This window comes from Alphaproteobacteria bacterium, from assembly GCA_020638555.1.
GTDB lineage: Bacteria > Pseudomonadota > Alphaproteobacteria > Bin95 > Bin95 > JACKII01.
Genome location: JACKII010000002.1, coordinates 677,176 through 694,308 on the forward strand (window position 1 = coordinate 677,176; position 17,133 = coordinate 694,308).

The following is a 17,133-nucleotide window of genomic DNA, read 5'->3' on the forward strand; positions in this document are numbered from 1 at the left end:
AAGGCGCCCGGATTCGGGACTCGATGCCGCGTGGCAAGGGTTGCAGGCCGGCGCGATTTGCGTCTCAATACGGCGATGGTTTGGCAATGCGCGGCCCGTTGCGATGGGGCCGTGGGGAAGCGTCGGGCAATGCGGGGACTTTTCCAGACGGCGATGATCGGTTTGCGCATGGCAGCGCTCGCGACGGTGGTGATGCTGGCGGCTGTCGGACCGACGCCCGGAAGCGCGGCCCACGCCCAGGCGGCGGCCGGCGCGGTCGCTTCCGATGAAACATCCCTGGCGGAAAAAGCGGTCGCGACGAAGAAGCGGTTCATCGCCGCGGTTTATCGCGGCGGCGTCCGGGTCGCGCGGCTGTTTCCGGAGTGGCAGCGGGGTTACGAGGAGTTGCGCGCCCCGGAGGGTTCCACGACAGGCGGCGGGGCGGAGCGAGAGACGGTCGGCCGTCAGTGGGCGGTAGGAGCCGGCGGCGCGATCATGTCCTCCGAGGACGGCGGCACCACCTGGCGGCAGCCCTGGACGGGGACCCGGCACGACCTGCGCGATATCTATGTCCTGCCCCATGACGGCCTCCCGCTGGATTATCGCGGGCCGACGGCCTGGGCGGTGGGCGACGCCGGAACCGTGTTGACCAGTTTCGACCGCGGCCGCACCTGGCAATTGGGGGGCGAGGTTGCGCGCGGCCCAGGCCGCCGCGAGCGCGTCGCTCTGACCGAGGTTGGCTTTCAGCGGCAGAGCCGGAACGCCTATGCAACGTACGCCGAGGGCAGCAAGGCGGTCCGGCTGGAGCCGGACGGGCGCGGTTGGCTGGACGTCAACTCCCCGAACGGGCTCGAAAGGATGCAACAGCTCGACACCATCCGGGGGCCCATTCACCCTTCCGACAAGCCCTGCTGGGTCACATTCAACAGCGCCGACCGGACGTTCACGATCCGATTCACCAAACGGGAGTATAGGCTACGGCTGGGGTGGACCGTGCAATCGCTGACCCGGCTCGGCGGGTCGGATACGTGCCGGGCCTGGGACACCGACGGGGTCGTGTACGCCACCCGGTACGAAGAAGGGCAGCGCCGGGTCACCGAACTGGATCGGCCGCTGGGCTCGTACACCATCCGGTCGGATTCCCTCCGATGCGAAGGTGATCAAACGGTTAACGATTGGTACGGCAATGATCGGTATGCGGTCATGGCTTCTGATGATTGCGTCTATGTGCAGACGGTCGGCCCCGATGCGCCGTGGGAGCGATTGATCGGCATCGCCGATGGGGCTGGGATTACGGCCGCGGCCGTCGCCGGGCATTCTCCACGCGTCTGGACGGTCGGCACGGGCGTGATCCGAGCCTACGACCGGCATGGCCAGGTGAAATTCGAGGGCCTCGGGGAAAACCACCCGGTCCTGGGAACCGTACTCAACGATATTGCCGTCGCATGGGACGGCCGCACCGCGATTGCGGTTGGGTCCAAGCGCAATCAGGCCAGCCTGGTCTTCGCCGCCTTGCGAACGGCCCTCGTTTCCGCCAGGAACGATCGGCCGACCGTGGCGGTCCAAGAGCTGTTGCGCACCCATGACCAGCCGAACACCGCCGATCCGCCGGAGGTTCGAAGCATGCCGCAAATCGCCGACACCTTTCGCCGGGTCGTAGCCGACGACGACGCCCGCAGTGGCGTGATCATCGGCGATAAAGGGCTCTATTCCTTTGTCTTGGATCCGGACCTGCCGCCGGTGAACGCGCTGGCGGACTATGACTGCCAGGAGTTTCTGAAGCCGGCATGGCGATGGCGCTCCTTCGGTGAGGACGCGGTGCAGCGGGCGGAGGAACTGAATGCCCTCTGCCTCAAGGACAAGACCCTCCTTCTGCCGGGACAATCCTGACGCGATATCCCGGCCGCCCGGCGGTTGCACTTTGCCGGAAATCCCTCTGTCCAGGCGTAGGATGTCGTTGGTTTCCGCCTTGTGACCCCGGCGCCAATGGGCGCGGGTGAAGGCCGGGATACCGCACAGGTTGTGTGACTTGTGTCACGCCATGGTGCCTTGAAACTCTCGCCAGGGTTGCATTTCTTCGCGCGTATCGTTATGTATGCGTTCGATCGGTTCATTGGCTTATCCCATTGTTGTTTGGGAATTGTCTGCGGGCCGGTAGGGGCGCATCCGCATCGGAATGCGGGTGCAGGTCTCTGGCAGAGGAGCGTGCTGGTGATGAGCATTGATGGACAACGTCCGCGATATGCGGCGGAAATTTCAATCAAAACGAGACGTTGAGCGTTTCTGAGATCTTTACGGTCTGCAACGATTGTGTATGCCATGAAAACAAGATGCTTCCTCACTGGCGCCACAGGCATGACGCGGAGGCTTGGCAGGGCGGCCACGGCCGGCCTGATCGCGTTGGCGACGATGGCGCACGGGTCCGCTTACGCCAGCATGGCGGATAGCCGGTCCGGCGCGGCTCCTGCGGAGCCGCCGACGGAAGCCGCGGCCCCGGTCCATACGACGCAGGTTCCGCCGGCCTGGGTCCGTGAGATGGCGCCGGTGACGCACTGGTATCGCGACCGGACCGAACTGACGGGCGACCGGACGGCTGCCGGCGACGAGACCTCCTGGAAAGACACCATTGGCGGGACCGTGTTCGACACGGAGGGTGTGGGCGTCGGCTGGCACGAAGACACGCTGACATTGCTGCTGGCGACGCACTTCCCCAACCGGAATGTTCTGTCGGCGGGCCGCATGGTGGCCCCTGCCGACCTGGCGCTGGACCTGGACGGCAACGGGACGCTCGAAACCGCCGTGGTGCTGAGCGATGTTCGCGCGACCGGTGACCGCAATATCGTCCGGCCGGGCTCGGTCGCGCGCGGGCAGGTCTATCGGGTCAGCGAGTGGTACCGGCCGGACGACCTTCTCTATACGACCTATGGCCAGGGTTGGCGTTGGACGGGGCCGGACGGCACGGAGTTCGCCCAGCCCCTGGTCCCGGTCTGGATGAAACAGGGCGACTTGCGCCGGGACGTGGAGGCCAGCGTCGACTGGCTGCCGCGTCCGGACGATCAGGGGTGGGCCGTCAAGGTCACGCTGCGGTTTCTGGACCCGGACGCCATCCCGCCAACCTTTGCCCTGGTGTGGGGCACCGCGGTTTGCGGCAACGATGTCGTGGTGGTCCAGCCCTCCTGGCCGGACGACATGCTCGCAGCCAGCGCGGTGTTGCCCGATATGGCCGAGACCGGCGGCGAGCCATTGCCGCCGGGCGGCCCGGCGCCACTGCCGCGGTGGAATGTTCCGTTTCCCGTTGCCTTCCATCCGACGCCGGTGGCTTTCGGTGGCGGCTTTGGCCCCGGAGGTTCTGGCCCCGGCGGTTTTGGGCCCGGCGGGTTCGGTCCGGGCGGTCCGGGCCCCGGCGGTTCGGGCCCTGGTGGATTTGGCCCTGGCGGGTCAGGTCCCGGCGGTTTTGGCCCTGGCGGGTCGGGTCCCGGCGGTTCTGGCCCTGGCGGCTTCGGGCCGGGTGGGCCGGGTGGGCCGGGCCCCGGCGGTCTGGGACCGGAGCCGAACGAAAAGCCCCCGGTGATCGTGGTGAGCGAACCGAACCTGTTGGCCATGTTCGGCATCTGCGGCGTGGCGCTGGTCTGGCTTCGCCGACGCCGGGCGTCTTAGGGTTTGAAGGCCGCCTTACCGATTTCGCTTTGACGAATTCTTTGATTGATCCACCTCAAGGGTGACGCGTCCGTCTCGGTTGATAGAATGCGGCAACCAAGATGACGAGGATGGGTCCATGTCTTCCGCAAAGACCGCACTGTCTGTGGCCGACCTGCGCTGGCGCTGTCATCCGGACCAGCTGCCGTTCAAGACCACCGCCGAGTTGCAGCCACTCGCCAATGTCGGCGGCGTGCATCGGTGGATGGAAGCGTTGACGCTCGGCATGGCCATCCGCCGGCCGGAATACAACATCTTTGCCGTCGGCGCCGACGGCACCGGCAAGACCTTTCTCTCGCAACGGTTTATCGAGGCCCAGGCCAAGGCGGAACCGCCGCCGGACGACTGGTGCTATGTCTACAATTTCGAGCAGCCGCACGTGCCCAACGTGCTGCGCCTGCCGACCGGCCGCGGCCGCCCGTTCAAGGCGGATATCGAACGGCTGGTGGACGACCTGCGCGAGGTGCTGACCGCGACCTTCGAGGGCGAAGAGTATCGCAGCCACCGCCAGTTGATCGAACAGGAACTGAAAGACCGGCAGGAGCAGGCCTTCGGCGAAATCGAGCACGAGGCGCAGCGCGACTCCATCGCGTTTCTGCGCACGCCCATGGGCTTTTCGTTCGCGCCCATGCACCAGGGCAATGTCATGCAGCCGCAGGTGTTCCAGGCGCTGAGCGAGGCGGACCGCACCGCCATCGAGCACAAGATCAAGGAGTTGCAGGACAAGCTGCAAGACCTGCTGCAGCAAATCCCGCTCTGGGTGAAACAGACGCAGGACAAGCTCCGGGAACTGAACCAGGAAACCGCCACCTATGCGGTGAGCGGCCTGATCGCGACCCTGGAGGCGACCTATGGCGACGTGCCGGAAATCCCGGATCACCTGCAGACGCTGAAGGCGGACATGGTCGCCAATGCGGAGGCCATCCTGACCATGGCGGCGCAGATGGCGCAGGCGCCGACACAGGTGCATGACGGCCAGAACCCGCTGTTGCGCCGCTATGGCGTCAACCTGATCGCCGACAACGCCGACCTGACCCATGCGCCGGTAATCCATGAAGACAACCCGACCTATGACCGGTTGATCGGGCGGATCGAGCATCGCTCGGAAATGGGCGCGTTGATCACCGACTTCCATCTGATCCGCCCCGGCGCGCTGCACCGGGCGAACGGAGGCTATCTGCTGATCGACGCCAAGCGCCTGCTGTCGCGGCCGATGGCCTATGAGGGGCTGAAACAGGCCCTGCGCGGCTCGACCATCGAAATCGAGTCGGCGGCCCAGCTCTACGGCCTGCCGGCCACGATCACGCTGCAACCCGAAAGCATCCCGCTGTCCATGAAGGTCGTGCTGCTGGGCGACCGCATGCTGCACTACATGCTGAGCCAGTACGACCCCGAGTTCCACGACCTGTTCAAGGTGATCGCCGATTTCGACGAGGACATCGCCCGCAGCGGCGACGCGCTGGGGGATTTCCACCGCGTCATCGCCGGTCTGGTGGAGAATGCGGGCATTCGCGCCGTGGATGCCGGCGGCGTCGGCCGGCTCTGCGAGTTCAGCGTGCGCATGGCCGAGGATTCGGAAAAGCTGTCGCTGAAGATGGAAGTGCTGCGCGACGTGCTGATCGAGGCGGATTACTGGGCCGGCCTCGCCGGGCGCGATGCGGTGACGGCGGCGGATATCGACCGCTCGCTGGATCAGCGCGAATACCGGGTCGACCGCATCCGCGAGCGCATCCAGCAGGAAATCGGCAAGGGCACGATCCGGATCGAGTCCGAGGGGGAGGTGGCGGGCCAGATGAACGGCCTCTCCGTGTTGCAGATCGGCGATTTCGCCTTCGGCCGCCCGAGCCGGATCACGGCGCAGGTGCGGCTCGGCAGCGGCGCCGTGGTCGATATCGAGCGCGAGGTGAAGCTGGGCGGGCCGTTGCACTCGAAGGGCGTGATGATCCTCTCCGGCTATCTGGGCGCCAAGTTCGGGGTGGAGGCGCCGCTGTCGCTCTCGGCCACCCTGGTGTTCGAGCAGTCCTATGGTGGCGTCGACGGCGACAGCGCTTCGGCGGCGGAGCTGATCACCCTGTTGTCTGCCATCGCCCAGGTGCCACTCGCCCAGCGTTTCGCCATGACCGGCTCGGTCGACCAGATGGGCCGGGTGCAGGCCATCGGCGGCGTGAATTTCAAGATCGAGGGCTTTTTCGACGTCTGCGACGCGCGCGGCCTGACCGGCGAGCAGGGGGTGTTGATCCCGGCCACCAACACGCGCCACCTGATGTTGCACGACCGGGTGGTGGATGCGGTGGCGGCCGGCAAGTTTCACATTCACGCGGTGGAAACGGTCGACCAGGCCATCGAAATCCTCACCGGCCTGCCGGCGGGCGAACCCGACGCCAAGGGCGAGTACCCGGAGGGCAGCTTCCACCGCAAGGTGGCGGATCGCCTGGCGGCGTTGGCGGAGGCCCGGCGCAAGTTCGCGCCGCAGCCGGGCCAGCCGGAGACCAAATCGCGGGAGGACGAGTAAATGCCTGCGCCTGAAGCGCGGCGGCCGACACGGATCGTGATGCCGCTGCAATGCGATGAAAGCAGTTGGGCCGCCCTGGAGCACGCGGCCGCGGTGGCCAAGGCCCTGCACGCCGAACTGCGCGCCACCTTCCTGGAGGATCTGGACGTGCTGGCCGCGGCCAGCCTGCCCATGACCCGGTCGATTTCCTACCGCTCCGGGCGCGTTGGCGTGCTGGAGCCGGCGCAGGTGGAGGCGCAGTTCCGCGCCATGGCGGCCCGCGCGCGGCAGCGGCTGGCGGCGCTCTGCCGCGAACACGCGCTCGCCTGGTCGTTCGAGGTGGCCGCGCGTGGACCGGAAGACGGCGACGAGGAGACGGCAACCCACCCCGACCTGCTGCTGGTCGACCGCGGCGTGTTGCGGCGGCGGCAGAATATGGCGGCCCTGTTGCGGCTCGCGGCCCGCTACGACACGGTGGGTGTGTGGGACATGAGCGTGCCGCGACCGTCTCGGCTGATCCTGGTGCATCGCGGTGAGGCGGCCGGCCTGATGGCGGCCGGCGAACTGGCGCGGACCCTCGACCTGCCGCTGGAGGTGCTGATCCCGACGACCGACGCCGCCGCAGCGGAGGCCGCGGCTGCCAGCGTGCGGGAATGGTTGGGCCTGCACCGCGTCGCCGGCTCGGTGGTGCCGGTTTCGACGGACGCAGGCGACACGGATCTTGCCCTGCAAGCCATGGCGGACGGGCCGGGAACCCTGGTGATTTTCGAACACGCCGATCTGCTTCGCCTGCTGGGCGGCTAGCGGCGCGTCAAGGAGGCCCTCCGATGCGGGCAATGGTGTTGGACAAGGCCGGGGCGCCGCTGGTGCTGCGCGACCTGCCCTTGCGGGAGCCGGGCGCCGGCCAGGTGCGGATCCGGGTGGCGGCCTGCGGCGTCTGCCGCACCGACCTGCACGTGGTCGACGGCGACCTGACCGAGCCGAAACTGCCGCTGGTGCCGGGCCACGAGATCGTCGGCCGGGTCGCGGCGCTGGGAAGCGGTGTCGAAGGGCTGGCGGTGGGCCAGCGCGTCGGCGTGCCGTGGCTGGGCCACACCTGTGGGCATTGCCCCTATTGCCGGATGCAGGCGGAAAACCTGTGCGATGAGCCGGGGTTTACCGGCTACACCATCGACGGCGGCTATGCGGAGGCCTGCGTCGCCGACGCCCACTATGTGCTGCCGCTGCCGGAAGGCCCGTCGGATGCGGAGCTGGCGCCGCTGCTCTGTGCCGGGCTGATCGGCTACCGCTCGCTGCGCATGGCCCGGGACGCCGACCGGCTCGGCCTGTACGGGTTCGGGGCGGCGGCGCACATCCTGGCGCAGGTCGCGCGATGGCAGGGCCGCCGCCTGTTCGCCTTCACCCGGCCGGGCGATACCGCGGCGCAGGCGTTCGCGCGCAGCCTGGGGGCGGAGTGGGCCGGCGGCTCGGACGAGACGGCGCCGGAGGAACTGGACGCCGCCATCATCTTCGCGCCGGTGGGGGCGCTGGTGCCGGCGGCGCTCAGGGCCGTGCGCAAGGGCGGCACGGTCGTCTGCGGCGGCATCCACATGAGCGATATCCCGTCCTTCCCCTACGGCATTCTCTGGGGCGAGCGGCAGGTGGTCTCCGTCGCCAACCTGACCCGGCAGGACGGGCTGGAATTCCTCGACATCGCGGCGAGAGCCGGCGTGCGCACGGAAGTGACGGCGTATCCGTTGGACCAGGCGAATGCGGCCCTCGACGATTTGCGGGCCGGCCGCCTGACCGGCGCGGCGGTGCTGGTGCCGTAGAACGCCGGCGGTCGTCGGAGCACGCCGGCGTTCTACGGAGCGCGTCAGCCCGCGAATTCGGACCGCAGCCTGGCCCCGTGTTCGTCATAGCCCGGCGCCGGGCCGTAGTCGTCGCGGGCCTCGCCGCGGATGGTCGGCGGCGCGGGGTAGGAAATGTCGCCGTTCGGCGTGCCGACCGTGATCCGGCGCAGCGCCCCATGGCGCGAGACGTCCGGGATTTCGTTCACCGCGCCATAGGCAATGTCGCCCTGGCGCAGGCGGGCATGAAACTCTTCGCGCGTGATCTGGCGCGTCGTTTCCTCGATCCGGCCCTCGACGAACGGGCGGTTGGCGACGCGGACCACGTTGGTTTCGGCCTGGGGGTGTTTGGCGAAGGCCTTGTCCTGCAGCACGTGCTCGCAGAAGCGCTGCCATTCCCGCTCGTTCTGGCAGGCGACCAGGGTGCGCGAGCCGTCGCTGGTGGGGAAGGCACCATAGGGGCACATCAGCGGATGACGCAGCGCGTTGCGCGGCCAGATCGTGTCGGATTGCTCATAGGCCATCAACGGCGCGGCCATCCAGTCGGCCATGGAGCCGAACAGCGAGGCCTTCACGCCCGAGCCCTTGCCGGTCTTGGCCCGGTCGATCACCGCTTCCAGCACGGCGGTGTAGGCGTTCAGGCCGGTGGTCAGGTCGCAAATCGAGACGCCGACCCGGCCCGGCTCCTCCGGCGAACCGGTGATGGCGGTGATGCCGCTTTCCGCCTGCACCAGCAGGTCATAGGCCTTCATCTCGTTATAGGGCGCGCCGGCATCGCCATAGCCGGAAATATCCACCGTGATCAGGCGCGGATACTGCGCACGCAACGCCTCCGAGCCCAGGCCCGCCCGCTCCATCGCGCCGGGGGCGAGGTTCTGCACCCAGACATCGGCCTGGGCCAGCATGCGGTGCAGCAGCGCCAGGTCGTCCGGCTGCTTGATGTCGATGGCCAGCGATTCCTTGCCCCGGTTCAGCCAGACGAAATAGCTGGACATGCCATGGGCGTGCTGGTCATAGCCGCGGGCGAAGTCGCCGGCACCGTCGGCGCGTTCCAGCTTGATCACGCGCGCGCCGGCATCGGCCATGCGGCAGGTGAGGTGGGGCGCGGCGACGGCCTGCTCCAGGCTGAGGACGAGGAGGTCGGAGAGAGGTTTGGACATGGACGCTCTTGGGCTGACAGCGGTTTGGTTCGCCAAAGCTTAGGCGCGGCCGCCGCGGCGGGCAATGCGCGGCAGTGGCCGGCCGGTCCGGATCACGCCGCCATGCGGCCGGGATTGCGCGCGGCCAGCAGCGGGCGCACCAGCCGGGCAAACCGCATCGCCTCCTGGTCGTGCAGGTAGCCGGAGAGGCAGAAGGAGTGGCAGCCGGCGTCGATGAATTCCTGCAACTGTGCGGCGCACTGCTCCGGATTGCCGACGACGGCGATGCCGGCGCCGGAGCGCACCCGCGAAATGCCGGTCCAGAGCGCCGGGCCGATCATCTCGCCCCGGCTCTCTGCCAGTTCCTGGATGCGCCGGTTGGCGGCGGAGTTGGAGGTGATATCGCGGATGCGGGCGCGGGTGGCGTCGCTGCCGGCGGAGACCAGTTCCCGCGCCGCCGCCCAGGCCTCCGCCTCCGTCTCGCGGCAGCAGATTTGCAGGCGCATGCCGAAGCCGATCCGGTCCGCCCGACCATGGGTCGCTGCCAGTTCGCGGATGGCGGCGATATTCTCGGCGATCCGCTCCGGCGTGTCGCCCCAGAACAGGTGCACGTCCGAATGCTTGGCCGAGACCGCCCACGCATCCGCAGAGCCGCCGCCCAGATAGAAGTCGGGATAGGGTTTCTGGAAGATCGGCGGCACGATTTCCGTGCCCTGCAAGGTGTGGAACCGGCCGTTGAAGTCGATCGGGCCGTCCGCGGTCCAGATCGCCTTCAGGATATCGACCTCCTCCATCATCAGCGCATAGCGCTCCTCCTTGGCATAGCGGATGCCCTCGCGCCGGATCTCGCCCTCGTTCTGGCCGGCGATCAGGTTGACGGCGATACGGCCCTGGGTCAGTTGGTCGAAGGTGGCGATCATCTTGGCCAGCAACACCGGATTGATATAGCCGGGACGGGCGGCGATCAGCGGCTTGATCGTCCGGGTCTGGCCCGCGAGATAGGCGCCGGTCACATAGGCCTCCCAGCAGATCGGCGTGACCGGAATCAGGATGTAGGAGAAGCCGGACTCCTCGGCGGCGCGGATGATCTTCAGGAACAGCTCGCTGTTCGGCGCGACGGCGGCATCCGGGTTGCCGATGGCCGTGGTATCGCCGTTGGTGGGCAGATACCAACCGAATTCGAGCGGTCGCATGCGAAGGGTTCCTCTCAGCATAAACATCGGATCATAATCAGCTTACGCCCATGCGCCCGGCCGTCACAATCGGGATGCGGGCGCGTCCCTTATCCTGGTCTCCGGTCATGTCTCCCGCCCGTCTCGTCATTCTCGTCTGCACCGCCCAGGTGCTCGCCCAGATCGGTGCCTATACTTGGCCCGCCCTGCTGCCCGGCTTTGTCGAGCGCTGGGGCCTGTCCAACAGCGAGGCCGGCTGGATCACCAGCATGCTCTATGCCGCCTACACGGTGTCCGTGCCGGTCCTGGTGACGGCGACCGACCGGGTCGACCCGAAGCGCATCTACCTGCTGGGGGTGGGCTTCACCGTGCTGGGGCATCTGGGCTTTGCCCTGTTCGCCGACGGCTTCTGGAGCGCCATGGTCTGCCGGGCGCTCGCCGGTATCGGCTGGGCCGGCACCTATATGACGGGCCTGAAACTGCTGGCCGACCGGGTCGACGCCCGCCTGCTGAGCCGCGCCACCGCCGGCCATGCCGCCAGTATCGGCGTTTCCGGGTCGGTCTCGTTTCTGGTGGCGGGGCAGGTGGCGGCCATCTGGGACTGGCCAACCGCCTTCGGCCTCAGCGCCGCCTGCGCGCTGGCGGCCTGGCTGATCGTGCTGTTCGCCGCGCCCTGGCAGGAGCCGAAGCCGAAGACCGGCGCCCGGCTGTTCGATTTCGGCCCGGTGTTCCGCAACACCTCGGCGCTGGCCTACAGCCTCGCCTATTGCGTCCACACCTGGGAGATGAACGCCCTGCGCGGCTGGTGCGTCGCCTTCCTCGCCTGGGTCGCGCTCTCGACCGAGGCCGAGGCCGGCTGGTTTCCGCCCACCGCCGCGGCGATGGTGATGGGGCTGGTGGGCACGGGCGTCAGCGTTTTCGGCAATGAGGTCTCGATCCGGCTGGGACGGCAGCGGCTGGTGGCGCTGGCCATGGGGCTCAGCATTGTCTGCGGCCTGACCATTGGCTGGTTCGGCTCGTATTCCTACGGCCTGGCGGTGACGTTCGTGCTGGGCTATGGCGCGGTGATCTGGCTGGATTCGTCCTCGCTGACCGCGGGGGCGGCCGGTGCCGCCGACCCGGCCCGCCGCGGCGCGACGCTCGCGGTGCATTCCATGCTGGGCTATGCCGGCGGCTTTGTCGGCCCGATCACCATCGGCATCGTGCTGGACGCCGCCGGCGGCATGAGCCAGTGGGGCTGGAGCCTGGCGTTCGGCAGCCTGGCGGTCGCCATGCTGGCCGGCCGTATCGCCTTCACCCTGCTCCGCCCCCGCGACCTGTCCGGCGACCGCGCCCGTGGCTGAAACACGAGGCGCGCGGCGGCGGCGTGCCTCGATACGCCGGCGTTGCCGGCTACTCGGCATGAAGCGGGAGGGAGTGGCCTGGATGACCCTTTCGCCTGCATGAGGCTGCCGCTCTCACACTCCCTGCTTCACCCCGAGTAGGCGCGTTGCGCCGTATCGAGGGGCGGGCGGCGGCAACCCTGGGCTTCAGGCCGTTCCCATCGTGCCGTTGCCGAAATAGCGATGGTACATGTCGAAACAGTCGGTCGCGAGCGTGCGTTTCATGTAGAACGACAGGAAGTGCGCCCAGAACTCGAACAGGATGTCCTTGCGCGCCGGGCTGGCGGTGTTGAGCTGGTATTCCTCGATCACCGATGTCGCGTTGCGGAAAATGTGGGCGTCGCCCTGATACTTGCCGGCGCAATGGGCCAGCATGCGGATCAGCGGCACGCGCGAGCCGTCCTCTTCCGGCGGATGGCGCCGGTTCCATTCCCGCACCAGCGCCACCGAGCGGGACGGGTCCTGCGCGAACACGGCATCCTCCAACTCCGCCAGCAGCCGGTCCGTGGCGATGCCTTCGGCCCAGCCGCGCTGGCCGTCCGGGTCGGGCTTGGCGGTCCCCGGCAGGTCCGGATAGGCGTCGATCTCGCGAATGGTGTCGGTCACGAACCAGGCCGAGAGATAGATCGCCTTCGCCTGGTGCGGGTTCCGGGAATTGCGCAGCCAGAAATTCACCACGTTCGCATAGTCGAAGCTGTGCATCGGCACGGTGTAGGCGATGGGCGAGCGCAGACGCTGCACCGAATGGGTGGCGTGCGCGATATTGACGACATCGGAGATGTTGAGCGGCGCCACCCCCTGTTTCAGATAGCCGGTGATGGCATCGGCCACCGCCGTCGGATCGCCGGCCAGGATCAGGTCGCGCAGGCGGTCCTGGTCGGCCTCGGGCAACGGGGCGGTGTTCCGCTCCATGATCCGGAACTGTTCGCCCTTGAAGGCCAGGTTGAGCAGGAACGACGCGTGGTCATAGAGCGAATGGAAGATCGGCGCATTGCACACGTCAGGTACACCCAGATAGAAGAAGGGCTTGGCCCGCTCCCAACCGACCCAGTCGGCCAGATCGAACATGGCGCGCGTGCGGATGGCCTTGTGACCGATATGGCGCACCCGCCGGAAGGAGTTGTATTCCTGCTGGTCTATGATCGAGGCGAACAGCAGCGTGTCGCGCAGGCGCGCGCGCAGTTCCGGCTGGGCGGCGAGGCCCAGGAAAATGCGGTAGCTCCGGTCCTTGTTGCCCTGGGTCAGCGCCAGGAACATGGCGTCGAACCGCTCGTCCACCGTGCCCTCGGCCAGCGGTTCCCCGTCCGGAAAATGGCAGTTGAGCGTGTGGCCCAGCTCGTCTTCGGCGCAGCGTTCCTGTTCGCGCGCATAGTGGCCGGGAAAACCGCATTCCAATTGGGACCATACGTCGAGACCCTGTGGGATGTAGTACATTCCCTGGACGATACCCAGATTCTTTTCTACGTCCGATAGCCAAGGCGACAATCGCATGCCGGCGCGAATACCCAGCATGGTATGATCGTAGTTCACGTTGCGAAACTCGCCATTCGGCAGCAGTTTTTCATGCGCCGGGACATGCAAATAGGGGGCGGCCGTGGTCATGGCGTGCAAGGCCAGGTCCTGGACTGTGTGCCCATTGGTGGCGAGACGGCAAAAAGCGTCGGTTGCCTCGTGAAACTTGCCGTCCAGGATCAGCCGATCCATCTCTGCGAGCGTTGCGGTGGCCATCGAGCGTTACTCCCGGGTTTGCGCGCATGCGTCTTTGGTCGGATGCTGTTGCCGGTCCGGGAGGTGCGGCATTGATCTAGGTCAATCCGGTCGGCGCGCAGGCGGTGCGGTGGCCGCGCCGGGGGCTAGGGTGGATTCTGTTCCCGCTGGCTCACCGCCCCATTTTCCCTGTCCCCGCGGAAGCGGGGACCCATGCCCGAGAGACAAAGACCGAGTCCCGTGTCCTGTGAGAAGCGCTCAGGCATGGGCTCCCGCTTGCGCGGGAGATGGGGCAGGAGAGGGGGCAACCAGGACCGCAAGCCCTAGCCATAGCGCTTGCGCAGCATCTGGAACACGCCGCGCACGGCCTGGGCCTCGCCGCCCTTGGGACGGCCGGGCTTGGCGCTGTTGTTCCAGGCCATCATGTCGATATGCGCCCAGGACGTGGTCGGGCTGACGAAGTGCTCCAGATAGAGCGCCGCCGTGATCGCACCGCCGAACCCGCCTTCGGAGACGTTGTTCAGGTCGGCGACGTCGCTCTTCAGCAACTCCTTGTAGGGCTTGTGCAACGGCAGCCGCCACAGCGGGTCGCCGGCGCTCTCGCCCATGGCCAGCAGGTCGGCGGCGAGGGCGTCGTCGTTGCAGAACAGCGCCGGCAGGTCCGTCCCCAGCGCCACCCGGGCCGCGCCCGTGAGCGTGGCGCAGTCCAGCAGCATGTCGGGGCTCTCCGTATCCGCCTCGGCCAGGGCATCGCAGAGGACCAGCCGGCCTTCCGCGTCGGTGTTGCCGATCTCGACGGTCAGGCCCTTGCGGGTCTTGACCACGTCCAGCGGCCGCATGGCGTTGCCGGAGACCAGGTTCTCCACCGCCGGGATCAGCACACGCAGGCGAACTTTCAGCCCGGTCGCCATGATCATGTGCGCGAGCCCCAGAACGCAGGCGGCCCCGCCCATATCCTTTTTCATCCGCAGCATGCCGGCGGCGGGTTTCAGGTCGAGCCCGCCGGAATCGAAGCAGACGCCCTTGCCGACCAGCGTCACCTTCGGCGCGACCGGATCGCCCCAGCGGATGTCGACCAGGCGCGGCGGCCGGTCGCCGGCACGACCGACCATGTGCACGGTCGGATAGCGATGGCCCAGCAGGTCGTCGCCCACCAGTTCGCTCACCTCGGCGCCGAAGGGTTCGGCCATGGTGCGGGCGGCGGCGCAGAGTTCCTGCGGCCCCAGGTCGTTGGCCGGCGTGTTGATCAGGTCGCGGGCCAGGCAGATGCCGGTGGCGATCGCCTCCGCCACGGTGCGGTCGGCCGCCAGCGGCCAGGACAGGCGCGCCTTCGGCGTCTCCACCGTCTTGTAGCGCCCGAACGTGTAGCCGCCGAGCGCGAAGCCGGCGGCGATGTCGGTGGCGTCGGCCTCGTCCCACAGGTCGGCGAGGCGATAGAGGCCCTCCGGCAGCCTGGCCGCGAGGCCGCCGGCGGCCCATAGCGGGCGCTCGTCGCCCATGCCGGCCAGCACCGCCGCCAGCTTGCCGTCGTCGCCGGGGATCAGGCAGAGGCTGCCGGCCTTGGCCAGGAAGCCGGTGGCGGCGGCCCATTGCTGTTCCTCGCGCGGGCGGTTGGCGATCCATTCCGCCCACTCGGCGCTTTTCAAGAGATGCAGCGGGATCGCTCCGGCTGCGCTGTCCACCAACAGGCTGTCCATGGCCTTATCCTTCCTCGGCGGGCCGTTCCGCCATCCGCTCGCTCACCAGGGTTGAAACTTCGCAGACCGCCGCGTCCAGCAGGGCCAGCTGGTCCGGCTCGGACAGGCGATGGTCGCCGCCCTTGACATAGGTAATGCGCACATCGTCGCTCGCCAGCCGCGCCATCAGCCCCAGCGATTCCTGCCAGGGCACGGCGTCGTCCTCCATGCCGTGCAGGATGCGCACCGGCCCCGCGAAACCGTGGCCATGGGTCAGCACCAGATTCCGCTTCCCGTCCTCGATCAACCGCCGGGAGATGGTGTAGGGCTCGTCGGAATACTCGGTCGGGCGGGTGGTATAGCCCTGGGAGGCCAGTTCCGCTTTCTGCTCCGGCGAAAGATCGGCCTCCATGCGCAGCACGAAGTCCGGCGCCGGCGCGATGCCGACCAGCCCTTGCACCCGCGCGCCCAGCCGGTTGGCCAGCAACAGCATGATCCAGCCGCCCATGGACGAGCCCACCAGCACTTGCGGCCCGCCGCACGCAGCCTCGATCACCGCCGCCGCATCGCCGGCCCAGTCGGAGATGCCGGCCTCGGCAAAGACGCCGCCCGATTGGCCATGGCCGCGATAGTCCAGTCTGGTGTATTGCTGGCCCCGTTCCCGACACATTGCCTCCAGGTGCAGCGCCTTGCCGCCCTCCATGTCCGACATGAAGCCCCCCAGAAACACCACACCCGGCAGGCGGGCGCCGGCGCCCTGTGCGGGCCGGTGGTGGTATGCGATGGGAATGCCGTCGCGGTCGAGAAGTGCGGGCGCGCCTGCCATGCCGGTCTCCGGATGCGGGAGGGGTGCGGATGGCCGATAGCATTGCCCCGGCCACGGCGACGGCGCAAGCCCTGCCGCCCGGCACGACGATTTTGCAGGTGCTGCCGGCGCTGGGCCATGGCGGCGTCGAGCGCGGCACGCTGGAGGTCGCCGCGGCCATCGTCGCCGCCGGCGGCCGCGCCTTGGTCGCGAGCGACACCGGTGCCAATGTCGAGCGGCTGCAACGCCTTGGCGGCGAACACATTGCCCTGAACCTCGCCAGCAAGAACCCGCTGGTCATGCGGGCCAATGCGGGGCGGCTGGCCGAACTGATCCGGCGCGAGCGGGTCTCGCTGGTCCACGCCCGCAGCCGGGCGCCGGCCTGGTCGGCGAAATGGGCAACGGCACGGACCGGAACGCCTTTCGTCACCACGGTGCACGCGGCCTATACCGAGAAGGGGCGGCTGAAACGGCGCTACAACCGCGTCATGGCGAGCGGCGACCGGGTGATCGCCATTTCGCACTTCATCGCCGACCTGGTCCGCCGGCGCTACGCCACGCCCGACGAGCGATTGCGGGTGATCCATCGCGGCGTCGACCTAGCCGTGTTCGATCCGGACGCGGTCGAGGCCGGCCGGCTGGCGGCGCTGCGCACGACCTGGAACCTCTCCCCGACCGCCCGCGTCGTGCTGATGCCGGCACGGCTGACGCGGCTGAAAGGCCATGCGGTGCTGATCTCCGCCATCGCCGAACTGCTGCGCCAGACGCCGCTGCCCGAGTTGGTGTGCGTGCTGGTCGGGGCCGATGAGGGGCGGGACGCCTATCGCGACGAGTTGCAGCGCCACGTCCGCGCCGTCGGGCTGGAGCCGCAGCGGGTGGTGTTCGCGTCCCATTGCGACGACATCGCCGCCGCCATGGCGCTCGCCGCGGTGGTGGTCTCCGCCTCGACCGAGCCGGAAGGCTTCGGCCGCACGCTGGCGGAGGCCGCGGCCATGGGCAGGCCGGTGATCGCCACGGCGCACGGCGCCGCGCCGGAGGTTCTGGTCGAGGGCGAGACCGGCTGGTTGGTGCCGCCGGGCCAATCCGGCCCGATGGCCACCGCCCTGGCCGCCGCGTTCGGCCTGTCGGCGCACGAACGCGAGCGTCTCGCCGCCGCCGCCAGGCAGCGCACCCGCGCCCTGTTCTCGAAACAGGTCATGTGCGAGCGCACGCTTGAGGTTTACCGCGAATTGCTGTCCAAGACGGGCAGTTAGTGCG

The 17,133-nt window shown here is 68.3% G+C and carries 12 protein-coding genes; 7 read left to right on the top strand and 5 right to left on the bottom strand.

What is annotated here, in order from left to right:
* The first annotated feature begins 129 nt into the window (after positions 1–129).
* The 5 genes from H6844_08985 (at position 130) to H6844_09005 (ending at position 7,977) form a co-directional block, all read left to right on the top strand.
* Complete coding sequence (locus tag H6844_08985) at positions 130–1,869, top strand: hypothetical protein (GenBank protein MCB9929534.1); 1,740 nt, start codon at positions 130–132, stop codon at positions 1,867–1,869.
* Positions 1,870–2,334: 465 nt separating this feature from the next.
* The gene (locus tag H6844_08990; protein ID MCB9929535.1) at positions 2,335–3,636 is read left to right on the top strand and encodes a hypothetical protein; all 1,302 of its coding nucleotides are present in this window, start codon (positions 2,335–2,337) and stop codon (positions 3,634–3,636) included.
* Positions 3,637–3,754: 118 nt separating this feature from the next.
* The gene (locus H6844_08995) at positions 3,755–6,187 is read left to right on the top strand and encodes an AAA family ATPase (GenBank protein ID MCB9929536.1); all 2,433 of its coding nucleotides are present in this window, start codon (positions 3,755–3,757) and stop codon (positions 6,185–6,187) included.
* Positions 6,188–6,970, top strand: a complete 783-nt coding sequence (locus H6844_09000; GenBank protein MCB9929537.1) for a hypothetical protein — start codon at positions 6,188–6,190, stop codon at positions 6,968–6,970.
* 23 nt (positions 6,971–6,993) lie between these two features.
* Positions 6,994–7,977 (top strand): zinc-dependent alcohol dehydrogenase family protein, encoded by a 984-nt coding sequence (locus tag H6844_09005; GenBank protein MCB9929538.1) that lies wholly within the window; start codon positions 6,994–6,996, stop codon positions 7,975–7,977.
* Between the two features lie 44 nt (positions 7,978–8,021).
* Here H6844_09005 and H6844_09010 read toward each other — a convergent pair whose 3' ends face one another.
* On the bottom strand, positions 8,022–9,155 hold the full coding sequence (locus tag H6844_09010; protein MCB9929539.1) for a CoA transferase: 1,134 nt from the start codon (positions 9,153–9,155) through the stop codon (positions 8,022–8,024).
* Between the two features lie 92 nt (positions 9,156–9,247).
* Positions 9,248–10,327, bottom strand: coding sequence for an LLM class flavin-dependent oxidoreductase (locus H6844_09015; protein MCB9929540.1), 1,080 nt, complete (start codon positions 10,325–10,327; stop codon positions 9,248–9,250).
* A gap of 107 nt (positions 10,328–10,434) precedes the next feature.
* Between H6844_09015 and H6844_09020 the strand changes: the two genes are divergently transcribed.
* Complete coding sequence (locus tag H6844_09020; protein ID MCB9929541.1) at positions 10,435–11,649, top strand: MFS transporter; 1,215 nt, start codon at positions 10,435–10,437, stop codon at positions 11,647–11,649.
* Positions 11,650–11,835: 186 nt separating this feature from the next.
* Here the strand turns inward: H6844_09020 and H6844_09025 are convergent, their stop codons facing one another.
* The 3 genes from H6844_09025 to H6844_09035 all read right to left on the bottom strand — a co-directional run bounded on the left by H6844_09025 (position 11,836) and on the right by H6844_09035 (position 15,897).
* On the bottom strand, positions 11,836–13,416 hold the full coding sequence (locus H6844_09025; protein ID MCB9929542.1) for a hypothetical protein: 1,581 nt from the start codon (positions 13,414–13,416) through the stop codon (positions 11,836–11,838).
* Positions 13,417–13,718: 302 nt separating this feature from the next.
* Positions 13,719–15,092, bottom strand: coding sequence for a leucyl aminopeptidase family protein (locus H6844_09030; GenBank protein MCB9929543.1), 1,374 nt, complete (start codon positions 15,090–15,092; stop codon positions 13,719–13,721).
* A gap of 4 nt (positions 15,093–15,096) precedes the next feature.
* Positions 15,097–15,897, bottom strand: a complete 801-nt coding sequence (locus H6844_09035) for an alpha/beta hydrolase (protein ID MCB9929544.1) — start codon at positions 15,895–15,897, stop codon at positions 15,097–15,099.
* 29 nt (positions 15,898–15,926) lie between these two features.
* Between H6844_09035 and H6844_09040 the strand changes: the two genes are divergently transcribed.
* Positions 15,927–17,129 (top strand): glycosyltransferase family 4 protein, encoded by a 1,203-nt coding sequence (locus tag H6844_09040; GenBank protein ID MCB9929545.1) that lies wholly within the window; start codon positions 15,927–15,929, stop codon positions 17,127–17,129.
* The last annotated feature ends 4 nt before the right edge of the window (positions 17,130–17,133 follow it).